Below are 16,339 nucleotides of genomic sequence, written 5' to 3'. Positions count from 1 at the left end.
ACGTCAGCGGGCGCCCGCCCGGTCGGCTTCACCTGGCCGCCGGTTCGCTCGACGGCGCCGGCTGCTCGGCGGCGGCCCGTTCACACAGGGCCATCGCGCCCACGGTCAGCACCAGCACCGCGGCCACCACCTGTCCGGCCTGCACCAGGGGCATCAGTCCGGGCACCGCCGTCCGCAGCTCGGTCACCCTGGTCGTCGTCGCGGCGAAGGCCACCAACTGCCAGCTGCCCCAGCCGAACAGTGATCCGGCCGCCGTCCAGGCCACCAGCAGCGGACCGCGCAAGCGCCCGCCCGGCCGGACCCGGAACACCAGCACCAGCAGCGCCGTGGGTGCGGCCACCGCCATCACCGCGGTCACCGCGTCCATCACCGCCACGCCCCGGGGGTGCTCCTCCGCCATCGCGATCGGCATCCCGACCGAGCCGCCCGCCGCCCAGTACACCCGGGCCGCCGCGGCGCCGAGGCCGAGCAGCGCCGCGACGCAGCCGAGACTGCGCTGCACGGCCAGGGTGGGGGAGCGCGGCAGATCGCCGATCCGTGCCCGCAGCAGGTCGGCCCAGCGCTGTCGGGCGTACAGCGTGAAAGCGGTGATCAGCGCCAACCCCTGCACGGTGAACCCGCCGTACACGACGAAGAACACCCAGTCGGCGATGCCGATGTCGGTGCCCTGCCCGCTGCTGTGCTCCGGCCCCAGCACCAGGACGCTCGACAGGTACAGCGGCAGCGCGACCAGGATGGTGCCGAGCAGACCGGTCGCCACCCACATCGGGAACGCCACCAGCCCGGCCGGCACCCGTCGCCCCCACGGTCGTACGAACGCCAGCGCCAGGGCCACGGCGATGGCGTCCATCCCGAAGGTCAGCAGGTTCAGCAGCCACAGCCGGTCCAGCTCCCCGGGATCGTCCGACCCCACCGGACACCCGGTCAGCCACAGCACCTTGAGCGTCAGGTACGGCACCGTCGCCGCCACCGCGGTCCAGGCCGCCCCGGCCCGTACCGCGTTCTCATGGATCCTCATGCCCCCACGGTCGCCCTGCGCCCCGGGCCGCCGCCTCCGCCCGGCGCCGGATCCCCCTCCCCCCGGCGGGGGATCCTCGGGCTCACGCCATCCGGTGGATCAGCCGCTCCTCGTGGTCGACCCGCCCGTCCGGGTCCGCCACCAGCCCGAGCCGCTCCGCGAGCCGCCGCGAGGGCAGATTGTCCGCCCGGATCAGCGCGATCACCGGAATCCCCGGGAACCGCGGCAGCGCCTCCGCCATCGCCGCCCGCGCCGCCTCCGCAGCGTATCCCTTGCCCCACGCGGAGGGGCGGAACCGGTAGTACAGGTTGAACACCTTCTCCCCGTCGAGCGTGTGCAGATACAGCCCGGCGAACCCGATGATCACCCCCGGCTGCTCCCGCGTCGCCACCGCGCAGTACCCCACCCCGTCCCGCGGCCAGTCCGCCACGAACCCGTCCAGCATCTCCTGCGCCTGCGCGACGTCCCGCTGCGGCCCGTTCGGGTTGTACCGGTTGGTCTCCGGATCCCCGTGGATGGCGAACATCGCCTCCACGTCGTCCTCCTGCGGCCGCGTCAGCACCAGCCGCTCGGAGACGGCGACGATCGTGCGGGCGGCGGTGGTGGTCCGGTCAGTGGTGGTCATGGCACTTCCCCCGTGGCATCCGTAAGAGATCAATCGCACAATAGGCTATTACCTGGGTGCGTGCCCGCCCATTTCTCCCCGGCTGCAGGATCGGCGCGCGCCCGCGCCCTCCGTGGCGTCGGTTGCGCGGGGAGTCGCCGGGTCCGTCAAGGGTTCGCCACGGGTTCGCCACGGGGGAGCCGGTGACACCGGGCGGGGGAGGAGGTCTTGTTACCGGCCGGTCGCTTCCCTATCATCGCGAGTGTTACAGCTTTACTGTCAAACCCTGAAGGGGTCTGCGGCCAGTGCGTGACACAGGCAGTCCAGCGGGCGGCGTCGGCGGTCCGGGGCCGTTGGCGGGTGTGCGGGTGGTGGAGCTCGCGGGGATCGGGCCGGGGCCGTTCGCGGCGATGCTGTTGGGGGATCTCGGGGCGGACGTGGTGCGGGTGGACCGGCCGGACCCCTCACCGCTCGGGGCGGATCCGGCGTACGACCTGACCAACCGGAACAAGCGGTCGGTGTTGATCGACCTCAAGTCGCCCGAGGGGCCCGGGCGGGTGCTGGAGCTGGTGGAGCGGGCGGATCTGCTGATCGAGGGCTACCGGCCGGGTGTCGCGGAGCGGCTCGGGGTCGGGCCGGAGGCGTGTCTGGCGCGCAATCCGGCGCTGGTGTACGGGCGGATGACCGGGTGGGGGCAGCAGGGGCCGCGGGCCGCGACCGCCGGGCACGACCTCGGGTACTCGGCGGTGGCCGGGGTGCTCGGGCTGGTCGCGGCGCAGGGTGGGGCGGGCGAGGCGCCGGGGATCCCGGCCAACCTGCTCGGGGACTACGCGGGCGGCTCGCTCTACCTGGTCGTCGGCCTGCTCGCCGGGCTTCACCACGCCCGGGCGACCGGCGCCGGCCAGGTGGTCGACGCCGCGATCGTGGACGGCGCGGCGCACCTGGGCAGCATGCTGTGGGGCCTGCTCGCGGCCGGGCACTGGCAGGACCGCCGGGGCGTGAACCTGCTGGACGGCGGCGCGCCGTTCTACGCGATCTACCGGGCGGCCGACGGCGGACACCTCGCGGTGGGCGCGCTGGAGCCCCGGTTCTACGCCGAGTTCGCCCGGCTGCTGGAACTGGGCCAGGACGCGCCCGGACAGTACGACCTCGCCCGCTGGCCCGAACTGCGCACCCGGATCGCCGCCCGCTTCGCCACCCGGGCCAGGGCCGAGTGGGAGGCCGTCTTCGCCGGCTCGGACGCCTGTGTGGAACCCGTGCTGACGATGCGCCAGGCCGCGACGGACGGACACCTGATGGCGCGCGGTACGTACGTCGAGGCGGACGGCGTCACCCAGCCCGCCCCCGCCCCGCGCTTCTCCGCCACCCCCGGCGCGCTGCGCCGCCCGCCGGCCCGGCCGGGCGCGGACACCGCAGAGGTCGCCCGGGACTGGGGCGTGCCGTCCCTCGACCAGTCGGCCGTCGACTCCGTAGCAGAACAAGGAGCGTAGCGTTGCAGCGCGAGATCTTCACCGAGCAGCACGAGGACTTCCGGGCCACCGTGAAGGCCTTCCTCACCAAGGAGGTGTTGCCGCACTACGACCGTTGGGAGAGGGCCGGCATCGTCGACCGCTCCGTCTGGCTCGCGGCCGGACGCCAGGGCCTGCTCGGCCTGGCCGTCCCCGAGGAGTACGGCGGTGGCGGCACCCCGGACTTCCGCTACGCCGCAGTGCTGGCCGAGGAGTTCGCCCGGGCCGGTGCGTCCGGGCTGGCGATCGGCCTGCACAACGACATCATCGGCCCCTACCTCACCTCGCTCGCCACCGAGGAGCAGAAGCGCCGCTGGCTGCCCGGCTTCTGCACCGGCGAGCTGGTCACCGCGATCGCGATGACCGAACCGGGCACCGGCTCCGACCTGCAGGGCATCCGCACCCATGCGGTCGACCAGGGCGACCACTACCTGCTCAACGGCGCCAAGACCTTCATCTCCAACGGCATCCTCGCCGACCTGGTGATCGTGGTCGCCCGCACCACCCCCGAGGGCGGCTCGCACGGCCTGAGCCTGCTGGCCGTCGAGCGCGGCATGCCCGGTTTCGAGCGCGGCCGCAACCTCGACAAGATCGGCCAGAAGGCCCAGGACACCGCCGAGTTGTTCTTCGAGGACGTTCGGGTGCCGAAGGAGAACCTGGTCGGCGAGCTCAACGGCGGCTTCATCCACCTGATGCAGAACCTCGCCCAGGAGCGGCTCACCATCGCCGCCGCGGCGATCGCCGGCGCCGAGTACCTGGTCGAGATCACCACCGACTACGTCAAGCAGCGCGAGGCCTTCGGCCGTCCGCTGGCCAAGCTCCAGCACGTGCGCTTCGAGATCGCCGAACTGGCCACCGAGTGCGCGATCACCCGGACCTTCGTCGACCGCTGCATCACCGAGCACAACCGCTACGCGCTCACCCCGGCCGACGCCTCGATGGCCAAGTGGTGGGCCACCGAACTGCAGAAGCGCACCGCCGACCGCTGCCTCCAGCTCCACGGCGGCTACGGCTACATGAGCGAGTTCCCGGTCGCCCGGGCGTTCACCGACGGCCGCATCCAGACCATCTACGGCGGCACCACCGAGATCATGAAGGAGATCGTCGGCCGCTCCATCCTCGGCTGAGCCCCCTCAGGAACCCCCCCCGGAACCCTCGGGAACCCCCGGAACCCTCAGGAACCCCCCTGCCCCGAAAGGCATTTCCATCGTGACCACCGAAGCGTACGTCTACGACGCGATCCGCACCCCGCGCGGCCGCGGCAAGGCCAACGGCTCGCTGCACGGCACCAAGCCGATCGACCTGGTCGTCGGCCTGATCCATGAACTGCGCAGCCGCTACCCCGAGTTGGACCCGGCCGCGATCGACGACATCGTGCTCGGCGTGGTCAGCCCGATCGGCGACCAGGGCTCCGACATCGCCCGGATCGCCGCCATCGCGGCCGGCCTGCCCGACACGGTGGCCGGCGTCCAGGAGAACCGCTTCTGTGCCTCCGGCCTGGAAGCCGTCAACCTGGCCGCCGCCAAGGTCCGTTCGGGCTGGGAGGACCTGATCCTGGCCGGCGGCGTGGAGTCGATGTCCCGGGTCAAGATGGCCTCCGACGGCGGCGCCTGGTTCGCCGACCCGATGACCGCGTACGACACCAACTTCGCCCCGCAGGGCATCGGCGCCGACCTCATCGCCACCATCGAGGGCTTCTCCCGCACCGACGTGGACGCCTTCGCCGCAGAGTCCCAGGCCCGCGCCGCCAAGGCCCAGGCGGACGGCCTGTTCGACCGCTCGGTGGTCCCGGTGCGCGACCGCAACGGTCTGGTCGTGCTGGAGCGCGACGAGTTCATCCGCCCCGGCACCACCGTCGAGACCCTGGCCGGCCTCAAGCCCTCCTTCGCCCAGATCGGCGAGGCCGGGGGCTTCGACGCCGTCGCGCTGCAGAAGTACCACTGGGTGGAGGCCATCGACCACGTCCACCACGCGGGCAACTCCTCCGGCATCGTGGACGGCGCCGCGCTCGTCGCGATCGGCAACCGTGAGGTCGGTGAGCGGTACGGGCTGCGCCCGCGCGCCCGGATCGTCTCCGCCGCCGTCTCCGGCTCCGAGCCCACCATCATGCTCACCGGCCCGGCCCCGGCCACCCGCAAGGCGCTCGCCAAGGCCGGCCTCACCGCCGCCGACATCGACCTGGTCGAGATCAACGAGGCCTTCGCGGCGGTCGCGCTCCGCTTCATCCGCGAACTCGGCTTCCGCCACGACCAGGTGAACGTCAACGGCGGCGCGATCGCCCTCGGCCACCCGCTCGGCGCCACCGGCGCGATGCTGCTCGGCACCGTGATCGACGAGTTGGAGCGGCGCGACCTGCGCTACGGCCTGATCACCCTCTGCGTGGGCGGCGGCATGGGCATCGCCACCGTCGTCGAGCGCGTCTGACCCCCTCCCCAGCAGACCGGTAGACCTGGAGAACTTGATGAGCGACACCACCACCATCCGCTGGGAGCAGGACCAGGACGGCGTGGTCACCCTCGTCCTCGACGACCCCACCCAGTCCGTCAACACCATGAACGAGGCCTTCACCGCCGACTTCGAGGCCGTGGTCGGGCGGCTGGCCGGGCTCGGGGACGCGCTGCGCGGCGTGGTGATCACCTCCGGCAAGAAGACCTTCTTCGCCGGGGGAGACCTGCGGATGCTCTCCGCCGCCCAACCTGGGGACGCCGAGGCCGTCTTCGAGAAGTCCATGCGGATCAAGCGCTCGCTGCGCACCCTGGAGACCCTCGGCAAGCCCGTCGTCGCGGCTGTCAACGGCAGCGCGCTCGGCGGCGGCCTGGAGATCGCCCTCGCCTGCCACCACCGGATCGCGCTGGACACCCCGGCCAGCCGGATCGGCCTGCCCGAGGTCACCCTCGGCCTGCTGCCGGGCGGCGGCGGGGTGGTCCGTACGGTACGGCTGTTCGGCATCACCGACGCCCTGCTGAAGTTCCTGCTGCAGGGCCGCCAGTACCGCCCGGCTCAGGCGCTGGAGCACGGCCTGGTGCACGAACTGGTCGACACCCCCGAGGAGTTGGCCGCCCGCGCGAAGGCCTGGATCGAGGCCAACCCGACCGCGGTCCAGCCCTGGGACGTCAAGGGCTACAAGATCCCCGGCGGCACCCCGGCCACCCCCGCCTTCGCCGCCAACCTGCCCGCCTTCCCGGCCAACCTGCGCAAGCAGCTGAACGGCGCGCCCTACCCGGCCCCGCGCAACGTGCTGGCCGCCGCGGTGGAGAGCAGCCAGGTCGACGTCGACACCGCGATGGTGATCGAGGCCCGCTACTTCACCGAGCTGGCCTGCGGGCAGACCAGCAAGAACATGATCCAGGCGCTGTTCTTCGACATGCAGGCGGTCAACTCCGGTGCCGGGCGCCCCAAGGAGTTCGAGAAGCGACTGGTCCGCAAGGTCGCGGTGCTCGGCGCCGGGATGATGGGCGCCGGCATCGCCTACGCCTGCGCCAAGGCCGGCATCGAGGTCGTGCTCAAGGACGTGAGTCTGGAGGCCGCCGAGCGCGGAAAGGCCTACTCCGAGGGGCTGCTGAACAAGGCCGTCGCCCGCGGCCGCTCCACCGAGGCCAAGCGCGACGCCCTGCTCGCCCGGATCACCCCCACCGCCGAGGCCGCGGACCTGGCCGGCTGCGACGCGGTGATCGAGGCCGTCTTCGAGAACACCGAGCTCAAGCACAAGGTGTTCCAGGAGATCGAGGGCTTCGTCGCCCCCGACGCGCTGCTCTGCTCCAACACCTCCACCCTGCCGATCGGCCTGCTCGCGGAGGGCGTCCAGCGCACCGGCGACTTCATCGGCCTGCACTTCTTCTCGCCGGTCGACAAGATGCGGCTGGTCGAGATCATCCGTGGCCCGCAGACCGGGGACGAGGCGCTCGCCCGCGCCTTCGACCTGGTCCGGCAGATCGACAAGACCCCGATCGTGGTCAACGACTCCCGAGGCTTCTTCACCTCGCGGGTGATCGGCCAGTTCCTCAACGAGGGCGTCGCCATGGTCGGCGAGGGAATCCACCCGTCCAGCATCGAGCAGGCCGCCGCCCAGGCCGGCTACCCCGCCAAGGTGCTCTCCCTGATGGACGAGCTGACTCTCACCCTGCCGCGCAAGATCCGCGACGAGCACCGGCGCTCGGTGGAGGCCGCCGGCGGCACCTGGACGCCGCACCCGGCGGACGCGGTGGTGGACCGGATGGTCGACGAGTTCGGTCGTCCGGGGCGCAGCGGCGGCGCGGGCTTCTACGAGTACGGCGAGGACGGCAAGCGCGGGCGGCTCTGGCCGGGGCTGCGGGAGCACTTCTCGCGTCCTGGCGGCGGTGTGGCCGACGGCGTTGACGATGTCGACCAGGTCGAGGTCCCGTTCGAGGACCTCAAGGAGCGGATGCTGTTCAGCGAGGCGCTGGACTCGGTGCGCTGCCTGGAGGAGGGCGTGCTGACCTCGGTCGCCGACGCCAACGTGGGCTCGATCCTGGGTATCGGCTTCCCGGCCTGGACGGGCGGCGTGTTCCAGTACATCAACGGCTATCAGGGCGGCCCGGCCGGCTTCGCGGCCCGCGCCCGCGAACTCGCCGCCGCGTACGGCGAGCGGTTCGCGCCCCCGGCGCTGCTGGAGCGGGTCGCGGCGGAGGGGCGGACCTTCACGGACTGATCCGGTCCCCGGTTCAGGCGGATCCGAGTTCGGGTGAGGCCGTGTCCCGCACGGCCTCACCCGAGGCGCCGTCCAGCTTCTCCTTCAGTTCCCCGTTCGGCTTCTCGCGCGGGTTCCGGTCGACTTCTCGTTCGGGTCCTCGTCCGGGTCCTCGTTCGGACTCTCGCTGAACTCCCCGGCGAGCTCCTCGCCCAGCTCCTCCCGCAGCGACCGCTGGAACGCCGTGACCAGCGCCTGCGCCACCATCGGCTGGATGTGGTCGGTCAGCGCCTTCATCCGGGCCAGCTCGTCGGGGGCCGGCTCGCTCTCCCGGTACGGCTTCCACACCGTCTCCCGGAACAACCGCTGCAGCTCCCGGGCCGTCGCCCGGCTGTGCTCCAGCACCACGGCCCGGGCGGCCAGCAGCGTCTCCAGGGGGATCGGCACGTCCAGGATCCGCACCCCCAGCGGCAGCAGACCCGGATCCACCCGGAACACCTCCGGATCCGCCGTCCGCTCCAGCGCGCCCATCACGACCAGCCGCTCCATCTGCTGCTCGGACAGCCCCCGCCCGGCCCGCCGCTCCAGCTGCGCCCGGGTGGCCTCCTCCGGGGTCTCCGGCGTCCAGGACGCCACCAGCGCCCGGTGGATCGCCAGATCCAGCGGCGTACTGTCCTCCGGCAGTCGCGCCAGGTACCGCTCGATCGCCGCCAGCGTCAGCCCCTGCCGCTGCAACTCCTCGATCAGCCCCAACCGGTCCAGGTGCGCCGCCCCGTACAACCCCACCCGCCGCGGTCCCAACTCCGGTGGCGGCAGCAACCCCTTCGTCCCGTAGAACCGCACCGTCCGCACCGTCACCCCGGCCCGCGCCGCCAACTCGTCCACCGTCAGCCGCACCTCCCCCACAACGGCGCCGTGCTCCCCCATCTGCTGCCTCCCGCGCTGGCACACTCCTGCTGTGACACCAGCAGTGTGACAGTGGCCGCTCTGCGGGTCCACCGTTTGTCGGGCTGTCGGGCTGTCGGGCTGTCGGGCTGTCGGGCTGCTGGCCTGCCGGGCTGTCGACCTGCCGGGCTGCCGACCTGTCGCTGCGGGGAGGGGAGGGGCCCTACGTGTGACGGACGCCGTGCGTGCCAACGGTCGGGAGGCGATGGGACTGGCTGGGGGTTCAGCGATGTGGCGGCGGGTCGTGGGTCGCTGGCTCGGTGAGTGCCGGGCGGCGTTGTCGGATCCGTCGTCGGCCCGGGTCCTGGCGCGGGCCGGGAGCCTGCTGGTGTCGTACTGCCTCGGCGGGTGCGGCAACCGAGGTCAAGGAGCGGCCGGCTCTGGGCCGGCGCGATAGCGGCCCGCTCTGCTGAGCTGACCGGTCGGGTTCCGTAGCCTTCCACAGCCGCTGTCCCGCGCTGGTGCCGTGACCCCTTCGGGGTCCGCGCCGCCGGCGTGCCCGGGCAGCCGCATCGGTGCCGGGGTGGCACGGCGACGCCCCCGCCGTCCGCCGGGATCGGGTTGCTGTGCCGGGTCCGATCGGTGGGGCGGGGGCGGGGGCGTCGACGACGGTTCGTCCGGCGTCAGTGGGTGGCGGGTTCGGTCAGGGTGGCGTGGTGGCGGCGGGTGACTTCGGGGTGGGCTCGGGTGTAGCCCTTCCATTCGTTGAGGCCGAAGTCGGCGAAGAGGGGGTTCTCGGGGTCTTCGGTGGCGCCGGGGGCGTGGTGGGCGAGCGGGAAGTCGAGCGGCTCGATGTGGGCGTCGAGGCGGGGGTTGTAGAAGAAGGGCACGGAGAAGCGCTCGCGGGCGCCGGGCGGGCTGACCACACGGTGGCTGGTGGCCTTGAGGTAGCCGTCCGTGGCCACTTCCAGGAGTTCGCCGAGGTTGACGACGAAGGCGCCGTCGAGCGGGGGGATGTCCAGGAAGGTGCCGTCCGGGCGCTCGACCTGGAGACCGCCGACGGTGTCCTGGAGCAGCAGCGTGATGAAGCCGTAGTCCTTGTGGGCGCCGACGCCCTGGCCGGCGCCGTCCGGGGCGGTGCCGGGGTAGCGGACCAGCTTGAGGCGCAGGTGGGGGTGGCCCGCGAAGGCCTCGTCGTAGAAGTCGGGGCGGGCGCCGATCGCGGCGAGGAGTTCGTGCAGCAGCCTACGGGCGACATCGCCGAGGTGGTCGATCCAGCCGAGGGCGGCGGTGCGCAGCCCGGGGAGGGCGGCCGGCCATTGGTTGGGGCCCTCCAGCCACCAGTACGGGGGCTCGCCGGTGCCGGGGACGTGCGGGGGAAGCTCGGCGCCGATGTCCAGTTGGTCGCGCCAGTCCTGGCTGCCGCCGGTGCGCTCGTCGCCGGTGCGGGTGTAGCCCCGGTAGTGCGGGGAGTTGAGGTTGCTCACGGCGAGCCGGTCGGCCTCGGGGAGGGCGAAGAAGGCGCGCATGGCGCCGGCGAGCGCGGCCGTCTCCGCCGGGGTGACGCCGTGGCCGACGAGCTGGAAGAAGCCGACGCCGGTGGCCGCGGCGCGCAGCTCGTCGTGCAGGCGGAGGCGGTCCTCCGGGCTGCCGTCGGCGAGCGAGAGATCGATCACTGGGAGGGCGTCGGGGAGCGCCTCGGTGGGGCCGGATCCGGGTATGGGCGTGTGCTGCTGCGTCATGTGTGACATCCGCTAGGTCTCGTCCCGGTCGGTCCCGGTGGTCGACCGGGAGGTGGCCGGAGCTGCGCCTGGTGCGGCGGGTGCTCCGGGAGCCGGGAGGTGGTGGCGACCGCTCGGGGCCGCCGTTGAGGGTGAATGCGAGGTTCAGCCGGAGCGTCGACAGGACATGCTCGTCACGCGGAGCAGGTCCACGTGGCGGCGGCGAACAAGGATGAGCACCTCATCAGCGTAGATGACCGCTTCCACGGCGGGCGAGCCCCCTGCGGCGGAGGGCTGCCCACCACTTGTCCGCGTCCCCTCAAAATCGTGGGCCCCTCAAAGCGGCGGTGTGGTGATCGGCGGCTCCCTTCCAAGGGGTGTCGAGGGCGTTCAGGAGTTGTTGAGGTGGGCCAGGACGGCCAGGACGCGGCGGTTGTCGTCGTCGGAGGGCTGGAGGTCGAGCCGGACGAAGATCGACGCGGTGTGCTTGGCGACCGCCCGCTCGGTGATCACCAGCTGCTGGGCGATCGCGGCGTTGGAGCGGCCCTCGGCCATCAGCGCCAGCACCTGCCGCTCGCGCGGGGAGAGGGTGGAGACCGGGCCGGCCGAGGAGTTGTGGTTGAGCAGTCGGGTGATCACCTCCGGGTCCATCGCGGTACCGCCCTGGGCGACCCGCTGGACGGCGTCGATGAACTGGGCACCGTCCAGCACGCGGTCCTTGAGCAGGTAGCCGATTCCGCCGGTGCTGCCAGCCAGTAGCTCGCGGGCGTACAGCTGCTCCACGAACTGCGACAGCACCAGCACGGGCAGGCCCGGTTGTGCCTGACGGGCCGCCAGTGCCGCACGCAGCCCCTCGTCGGTGAAGCTGGGCGGCAGCCGTACGTCGACCACGGCGATGTCGGGCCGGTCGGCGGCGACCGCGGTGAGCAGTTGCTCGCCGTTCTCGACCGCCGCGGTGACCTTCATGCCGTTGGCCTCCAGCAGCCGGGTCAGCCCGTCCCGGAGGAGGAAGAGGTCTTCGGCGATGACAACGCGCACGGGATCTCCAGGTTCACGATGGTCGGACCACCGGACGGGCTGCTGATCGCGAGCACCCCGTCGAAGGCGGCCAGTCGGCGTTCGGTTCCGCTGAGACCGGTTCCCCGGGACGGGTCGGCGCCGCCGCGCCCGTCATCGGTGACCGATATCCGCAGCAGCCCGTCACTGTGCCCTATCTCGATCCATACGTGCGAGGCCCCGGAGTGTTTGACCACATTGGCCAGCAGCTCGCTCACCGTGAAGTAGGCGGCCGACTCCACCGCGGCCGGGGCCCGGCCGGGCAGACCGCCGGTGAAGGTGACCGGCAGCGGTAGGTCGAGTGCGGTCGCCTGCACCGCGTCGGCCAGGCCGCGGTCGGCCAGCACCGGCGGGTGGATGCCCCGGACCAGGTCCCGCAGCTCGCTCAGCGCCTTCACCGAGGACGTCCGGGCCTCGGCCAGCAGCGGGCCGAGGGCGTCCGGGTCGTGCTTCACCTGCTCGGCGACGGTCAGCAGCATGCCCAGCGCCACCAGCCGGGCCTGCGCCCCGTCGTGCAGGTCCCGCTCGATCCGGCGCAGCTCGGCCGCCCCGGCGTCGATGGTGTCCGCCCTGGTCCGGGCCAGGTGGCTGACCTGGCGGGCGAGTTCGGCCCGCCGGGACGGCCCGAGCAGCGCCCGGGCCGCCTTCTCGTGCATCCGCAGGACGGGCGGGGCTGCCCACAGGATGGCGAACGGGGCCATCCAGACGCCCATGCCGTAGACGATGATCAGCGGGAAGAACGGCCCGTTCCGGCCGAAGACCTCCAGGGCGACCGGTGTCAACACCACGATCGTGGCGGTGAACAGCACGGCGAAGCCGGTGAGGAGCGCCCAGGCGAGGTCCCGCCAGGTCGCCGGGTCGGTCAGCCAGCCGCCGGACCGCAGCCGGTGCCAGGGGCCGGCCTCGTCGGCCGGGCGCCGGTACGGCACCGGGACCGGCTGCCCGCTCCACCGCTCGACGACCCGCCGGCTCTCGGTGGCGGCCCAGCGCGCGCCGAACAGCCCGAGCACCAGCAGCGAAGGAGCCATCCAGAGCGAGACGGACCGGTCGCCGGGCGCGGCACCGCCGTACAGGTGGGTCGCCATCACCGCGAGCGCGCCCGGGGCGAACAGCGCGGCCCCGACCGCCCGGCCGCCGCCCCCGGTGGCCCAGCAGAGCGCCCAGAGAGCGACCGGCGCCATCGGCACGAGCAGGATCAGCGGCCCACCGGGGGAGAACGGCCGGGACTCGTCGGGGCCGAACAGGGCGGCGGCCAGCAGGATCGGCCCGGCCAGCAGCGAGACCAGCCCCGTCACGGCCAGCGTCACCACGTACCAGGCGCGCACGCCGTCCACGCAGGCCCGGCCCACCCGACGGGCCACCTTGCCGATCACTCCCGTCCTCATGACGAGCCCCCTCATCGTTCCCGGAGCCCCTGTGTAGAGGCCTCGAAGCCTGGGTCCCGAAGCCCCGCAGAGCCCCGGTTCCGATCTTTCGGTGGCTCAGTCTGCCCGGGCGCGGACGCCCGGCGCTCTAGGCCTGAACACCCAGTTCGGGGTGTATCTGGATACACCCCCGAGAGGCCGTTTAGACGGCTGTCCGCACCCCGCCGCCGATTCGTAGCGTCATGTCCCGTCAGCCGGCCCCGGTCTCCCGGTGCCGGACCCCGAACCGTGGAGGGCCCGTGAACGCGCCGATCATCCGGATCCGCGGCGTCAGCAAGACGTACGACCGATCCGACGCCGCCCGCCCCGCCCTGGCCGGGCTCGACCTGGAGGTACGGGCTGGCGAGGCGCTGGCCGTGCTCGGCCGCTCGGGCAGCGGCAAGTCCACCCTGCTGAACCTGATCGCCGGCCTCGACCGCCCGAGCGAGGGCGCCGTCGAGGTGGACGGCGTGGCCGTCCACCAGCTCGGTGAGGCCGCGCTGGCCGAGTACCGGCGGACACGGATCGGCATGGTGTTCCAGTTCTTCAACCTGTTGGACGACCTGAACGTGGAGGACAACGTGCTGCTCCCGGCGCAGCTGGCCGGGATGCGGCGGGAGCGGGCCCGGGCCAGGGCCGGGGAGCTGCTGGAGCGGCTCGGGGTGGCCCGGCACGCCAAGGCCTTCCCCGGCCGGCTCTCCGGCGGCGAGCGCCAACGCGTCGCAGTGGCCCGGGCACTGATGAACCGCCCGCCGCTGCTGCTGGCCGACGAGCCGACCGGAGCGCTCGACACGGCCTCGGCCGCCGACGTGCGCGACCTGCTGCGCGGGCTCAACGCGGAAGGCCAGACGATCCTGCTGGTCACCCATGACACCGCACTCGCCGAGGCCTGCGCCGACCGGACGATCGAACTGCTCGACGGCCGACTGGTCCGGGACACGGCGGCCGTCCCGGCTCCGGGGGTCACCCGGTGAACGAGCGGAGCGAGCGAACCGAAGGAAGGCGCGGGAGGGCGAACGCCCCTGCCGGACGAAGCGAGGTGGCCGCATGAGTGCCCTGAGCAAGGTGGTGCGCGCCGGGGTCGGCCGCAAGCGCGTGCAGACCCTGGTCATGGTGCTCACCACGATGATGTCCGTGACGGCGTGCATCCTCGCGGTCGGACTGCTGGTCGCCGCCCAGGGCCCGTACCAGCGCTCCTTCACCGACCAACACGGCGCGCACCTCAACGTGCTGTACGACCAGACCAGGGCGAGCCCCGCTCAGCTCGCCGCGGCCGCCCACGCGCCCGGCGTGACGGCCTCGGCCGGCCCCTACTCCGCGGTCACCGTGCAGCCGCGCTCCGCTCCGGGCACGCAGATCCCGCCAGCCGGCAGCCTGCTGCCGCCGATGACGCTGGTCGGCCGTGCCCAGGACGGCCCGATGGACGGCCTGCGGCTCACCATGGGCCACTGGGTGACCGGCCCCGGTGAGGTGGTGTTCCTGGACGGGCACTCCCCACTGGCCGTCGGCGACAGCATGCAGTTCCCGGACCTGCCGGGGCACCCGACGCTCAAGGTCGTCGGCCTGGCCACCTCGGTCTCCTGGAGCGCGGACGGCTGGATCGCCCCCGAGCAGGTGGCCGGGCTGACCGCGCCCGGCACCACGCCCGCCGCCCAGTACCTCTACCGCTTCGCCCACGCCGACAGCGACGCCGAGGTGGAGGCCGACCACGCCGCGCTGGCCGCCGCGGTGCCGAACGGCGCGCTCACCAAGGCCACCTCCTACCGGCCCGCCCGGGAGGAGGCCAACCGGACGGCCTCGACCTTCGTCCCGTTCGTCACCGCCTTCGGAGTGCTCGGCCTGGCCATGTCGGTGCTGATCATCGGGGTCGTGGTCAGCGGCGCCGTGAGCGCCGCCACCCGGCGGATCGGCATCCTCAAGTCCCTGGGCTTCACCCCGGCCCAGGTGGCGCGCGCCTATGTCGGCCAGGCGCTGATCCCCGCCGGGGTCGGCACGGCGCTCGGCGTGCTCGGAGGCAACCTGCTCTCCGTTCCGGTCCTCGGGATGGCCCACAAGGCCCTGCGCGGCGGGTTGCTCGGCATCCCGCTCTGGGTGGATGTGGTGGTCGCCGTGGTGGCCCTGGCCGCTGTGACGGGTACCGCGCTGGTGCCGGCGCTGCGGGCCGGGCGGCTGCGTACGGTGGAGGCGCTCGCGGTCGGCCGGACGGCGCCGGGTGCCAAGCGGGCGGCTGCCGACGGCACGACGGAACGGGCCGGAGCGGCGGGCCTGCTGTCCCGGGTGCAGAACCGGATGAGCCGGCTGCCGGTGCCGCGTGCGCTCAGCCTCGGGCTGGCGTCCCCGCTCAACCGTCCGGGCCGCTCGGCGACCACCGCCGCCGCGGTGGTGCTCGGCACGGTCGGGGTCACCCTCTGCGTCGGTCTGACGCTGTCGCTCGGCTCCCTCCAGGACGCCCTGACGGCCGACCGGGCGGGCAAGGTGCTGGTCCAGCCGCCGATCGAGGGCTCCGCCAAGCCCGTCGACCACGTGGACGAGGCGGCCGTGGCGAAGGCGATCGAGTCCCGCCCCGGCACCCGGGCCTGGTACAGCAGCGTGCCGACCCCGGTCACCGTGGCCGGGAACACCGGGCGCTCCCAGGTGGTCGCGTTCACCGGTGACGTCTCCTGGAGCGGCTTCCAGCTGGTTTCCGGCCGCTGGTTCCACGGCCCCGGCGAGGTCGTGGTCGGTGCCGCCTTCCTACGCGCCAACCAGGCGCAGATCGGTGACACCGTCACCCTCAGCGACCAGGGGCACCGCACCCCGGCGAAGATCACCGGCGAGGTGGTGACCACCGAGGACCTGGTGTTCCTGGACCGGGCCGCGCTGACGCCGCTCGGCGGTGCGGTCCACAGCGAGGCGCTCTCCTTTCACATCGACCTCACCCCGGGGACCGACGCGAAGGCCTACGCCGACGGGCTGGACCAGGTCGTGGAGCAACAGGGTTTGAGCGCCGACCCCGGCGAGGAGCACATCAACATCGTGGTGCTGGCGATGAACACCCTGGCGGGCACGCTTACGCTGCTGCTCTCCGTGGTGGCAGGGCTCGGGGTGCTCAACACGGTGCTGCTGGACACCCGGGAGCGGGTGCACGACCTCGGGGTGCTCAAGGCGCTCGGGATGTCGCCCCGGCAGGCGGTCGGGATGGTGCTCACCTCGGTCTGTGGCAGCGGGCTGGTGGCCGGGCTGATCGGGGTCCCGATCGGGATCCTGGTGCACCACCAGGTGATGCCGGCGATGGCCAGCGCCGCCGGGCTCGAGGTGCCGGACGCGGACCTCGCCGTGTTCGCCCCGTCGGTGGTGGGGCCGCTGATACTCGGCGGCCTGGTGCTGGCGCTGCTCGGCGCCCTCCTGCCCGCGACCTGGGCGGCCCGTACCCGGACGGTCACGGCGCTGCGGACGGAGTGACGGCGGGGGAGGGGCGCGGGTGGTCGGGCCGGAGGGGTCGGGCCCGTCTCCGTCT

12 protein-coding genes are annotated in these 16,339 nt (G+C 73.0%); 6 read left to right on the top strand and 6 right to left on the bottom strand.

All coding sequences use genetic code 11. The annotated features are described in order from the left end of the window. Positions 1 to 28: 28 nt before the first annotated feature. Positions 29 to 1,018 carry a hypothetical protein gene (locus ACFQ87_RS18185; protein ID WP_380611767.1) on the bottom strand — a complete coding sequence of 330 codons (990 nt, stop codon included), beginning with the start codon at positions 1,016 to 1,018 and terminating at the stop codon, positions 29 to 31. An 82-nt stretch (positions 1,019 to 1,100) separates the two neighbouring features. After that, positions 1,101 to 1,643, bottom strand: coding sequence for a GNAT family N-acetyltransferase (locus ACFQ87_RS18180; protein ID WP_380611766.1), 543 nt, complete (start codon positions 1,641 to 1,643; stop codon positions 1,101 to 1,103). Positions 1,644 to 1,984: 341 nt separating this feature from the next. Here ACFQ87_RS18180 and ACFQ87_RS18175 point away from each other — a divergent pair, with 341 nt between their 5' ends. The 4 genes from ACFQ87_RS18175 (at position 1,985) to ACFQ87_RS18160 (ending at position 7,799) form a co-directional block, all read left to right on the top strand. Then, positions 1,985 to 3,112, top strand: a complete 1,128-nt coding sequence (locus tag ACFQ87_RS18175; RefSeq protein ID WP_380611816.1) for a CaiB/BaiF CoA transferase family protein — start codon at positions 1,985 to 1,987, stop codon at positions 3,110 to 3,112. Between the two features lie 2 nt (positions 3,113 to 3,114). Next, entirely contained in the window at positions 3,115 to 4,257 is a 1,143-nt protein-coding gene (locus tag ACFQ87_RS18170) for an acyl-CoA dehydrogenase family protein (protein WP_380611765.1), read from the top strand. An 82-nt stretch (positions 4,258 to 4,339) separates the two neighbouring features. Further along, the gene (locus ACFQ87_RS18165) at positions 4,340 to 5,554 is read left to right on the top strand and encodes an acetyl-CoA C-acetyltransferase (RefSeq protein ID WP_380611764.1); all 1,215 of its coding nucleotides are present in this window, start codon (positions 4,340 to 4,342) and stop codon (positions 5,552 to 5,554) included. A 37-nt stretch (positions 5,555 to 5,591) separates the two neighbouring features. Next, a complete protein-coding gene (locus ACFQ87_RS18160; RefSeq protein ID WP_380611763.1) occupies positions 5,592 to 7,799 on the top strand; it encodes a 3-hydroxyacyl-CoA dehydrogenase NAD-binding domain-containing protein in 2,208 nt (735 codons plus the stop codon). Positions 7,800 to 7,883: 84 nt separating this feature from the next. Here the strand turns inward: ACFQ87_RS18160 and ACFQ87_RS18155 are convergent, their stop codons facing one another. The 4 genes from ACFQ87_RS18155 to ACFQ87_RS18140 form a co-directional block, all read right to left on the bottom strand. Next, a complete protein-coding gene (locus tag ACFQ87_RS18155) occupies positions 7,884 to 8,705 on the bottom strand; it encodes a MerR family transcriptional regulator (protein ID WP_380611762.1) in 822 nt (273 codons plus the stop codon). A 641-nt stretch (positions 8,706 to 9,346) separates the two neighbouring features. After that, positions 9,347 to 10,405 (bottom strand): isopenicillin N synthase family dioxygenase, encoded by a 1,059-nt coding sequence (locus ACFQ87_RS18150; RefSeq protein WP_380611761.1) that lies wholly within the window; start codon positions 10,403 to 10,405, stop codon positions 9,347 to 9,349. A gap of 369 nt (positions 10,406 to 10,774) precedes the next feature. Next, positions 10,775 to 11,422 (bottom strand): response regulator, encoded by a 648-nt coding sequence (locus tag ACFQ87_RS18145; RefSeq protein WP_380611760.1) that lies wholly within the window; start codon positions 11,420 to 11,422, stop codon positions 10,775 to 10,777. Further along, positions 11,374 to 12,825: a histidine kinase gene (locus tag ACFQ87_RS18140; protein ID WP_380611759.1), complete on the bottom strand. Its 1,452-nt coding sequence runs from the start codon at positions 12,823 to 12,825 to the stop codon at positions 11,374 to 11,376. The genes ACFQ87_RS18145 and ACFQ87_RS18140 overlap by 49 nt, the downstream gene beginning before the upstream one ends. A gap of 278 nt (positions 12,826 to 13,103) precedes the next feature. Here ACFQ87_RS18140 and ACFQ87_RS18135 point away from each other — a divergent pair, with 278 nt between their 5' ends. After that, on the top strand, positions 13,104 to 13,817 hold the full coding sequence (locus ACFQ87_RS18135) for an ABC transporter ATP-binding protein (protein WP_380611758.1): 714 nt from the start codon (positions 13,104 to 13,106) through the stop codon (positions 13,815 to 13,817). Positions 13,818 to 13,890: 73 nt separating this feature from the next. Continuing rightward, on the top strand, positions 13,891 to 16,284 hold the full coding sequence (locus ACFQ87_RS18130; protein WP_380611757.1) for an FtsX-like permease family protein: 2,394 nt from the start codon (positions 13,891 to 13,893) through the stop codon (positions 16,282 to 16,284). The last annotated feature ends 55 nt before the right edge of the window (positions 16,285 to 16,339 follow it).

Origin of the sequence: Kitasatospora sp. NPDC056531, from assembly GCF_042794375.1 — a bacterium.
Taxonomy (GTDB): domain Bacteria; phylum Actinomycetota; class Actinomycetes; order Streptomycetales; family Streptomycetaceae; genus Kitasatospora.
This window is presented reverse-complemented; position numbering and strand designations above follow the sequence as displayed.

Coding starts and splice junctions, on each gene's coding strand:
- ACFQ87_RS18185 (WP_380611767.1), bottom strand. CDS start 1,018: ATGAGGATCCATGAGAACGCGGTACGGGCCGGGGCGGCCTGGACCGCG.
- ACFQ87_RS18180 (WP_380611766.1), bottom strand. CDS start 1,643: ATGACCACCACTGACCGGACCACCACCGCCGCCCGCACGATCGTCGCC.
- ACFQ87_RS18160 (WP_380611763.1), top strand. CDS start 5,592: ATGAGCGACACCACCACCATCCGCTGGGAGCAGGACCAGGACGGCGTG.
- ACFQ87_RS18155 (WP_380611762.1), bottom strand. CDS start 8,705: ATGGGGGAGCACGGCGCCGTTGTGGGGGAGGTGCGGCTGACGGTGGAC.
- ACFQ87_RS18150 (WP_380611761.1), bottom strand. CDS start 10,405: ATGACGCAGCAGCACACGCCCATACCCGGATCCGGCCCCACCGAGGCG.
- ACFQ87_RS18140 (WP_380611759.1), bottom strand. CDS start 12,825: ATGAGGACGGGAGTGATCGGCAAGGTGGCCCGTCGGGTGGGCCGGGCC.
- ACFQ87_RS18130 (WP_380611757.1), top strand. CDS start 13,891: ATGAGTGCCCTGAGCAAGGTGGTGCGCGCCGGGGTCGGCCGCAAGCGC.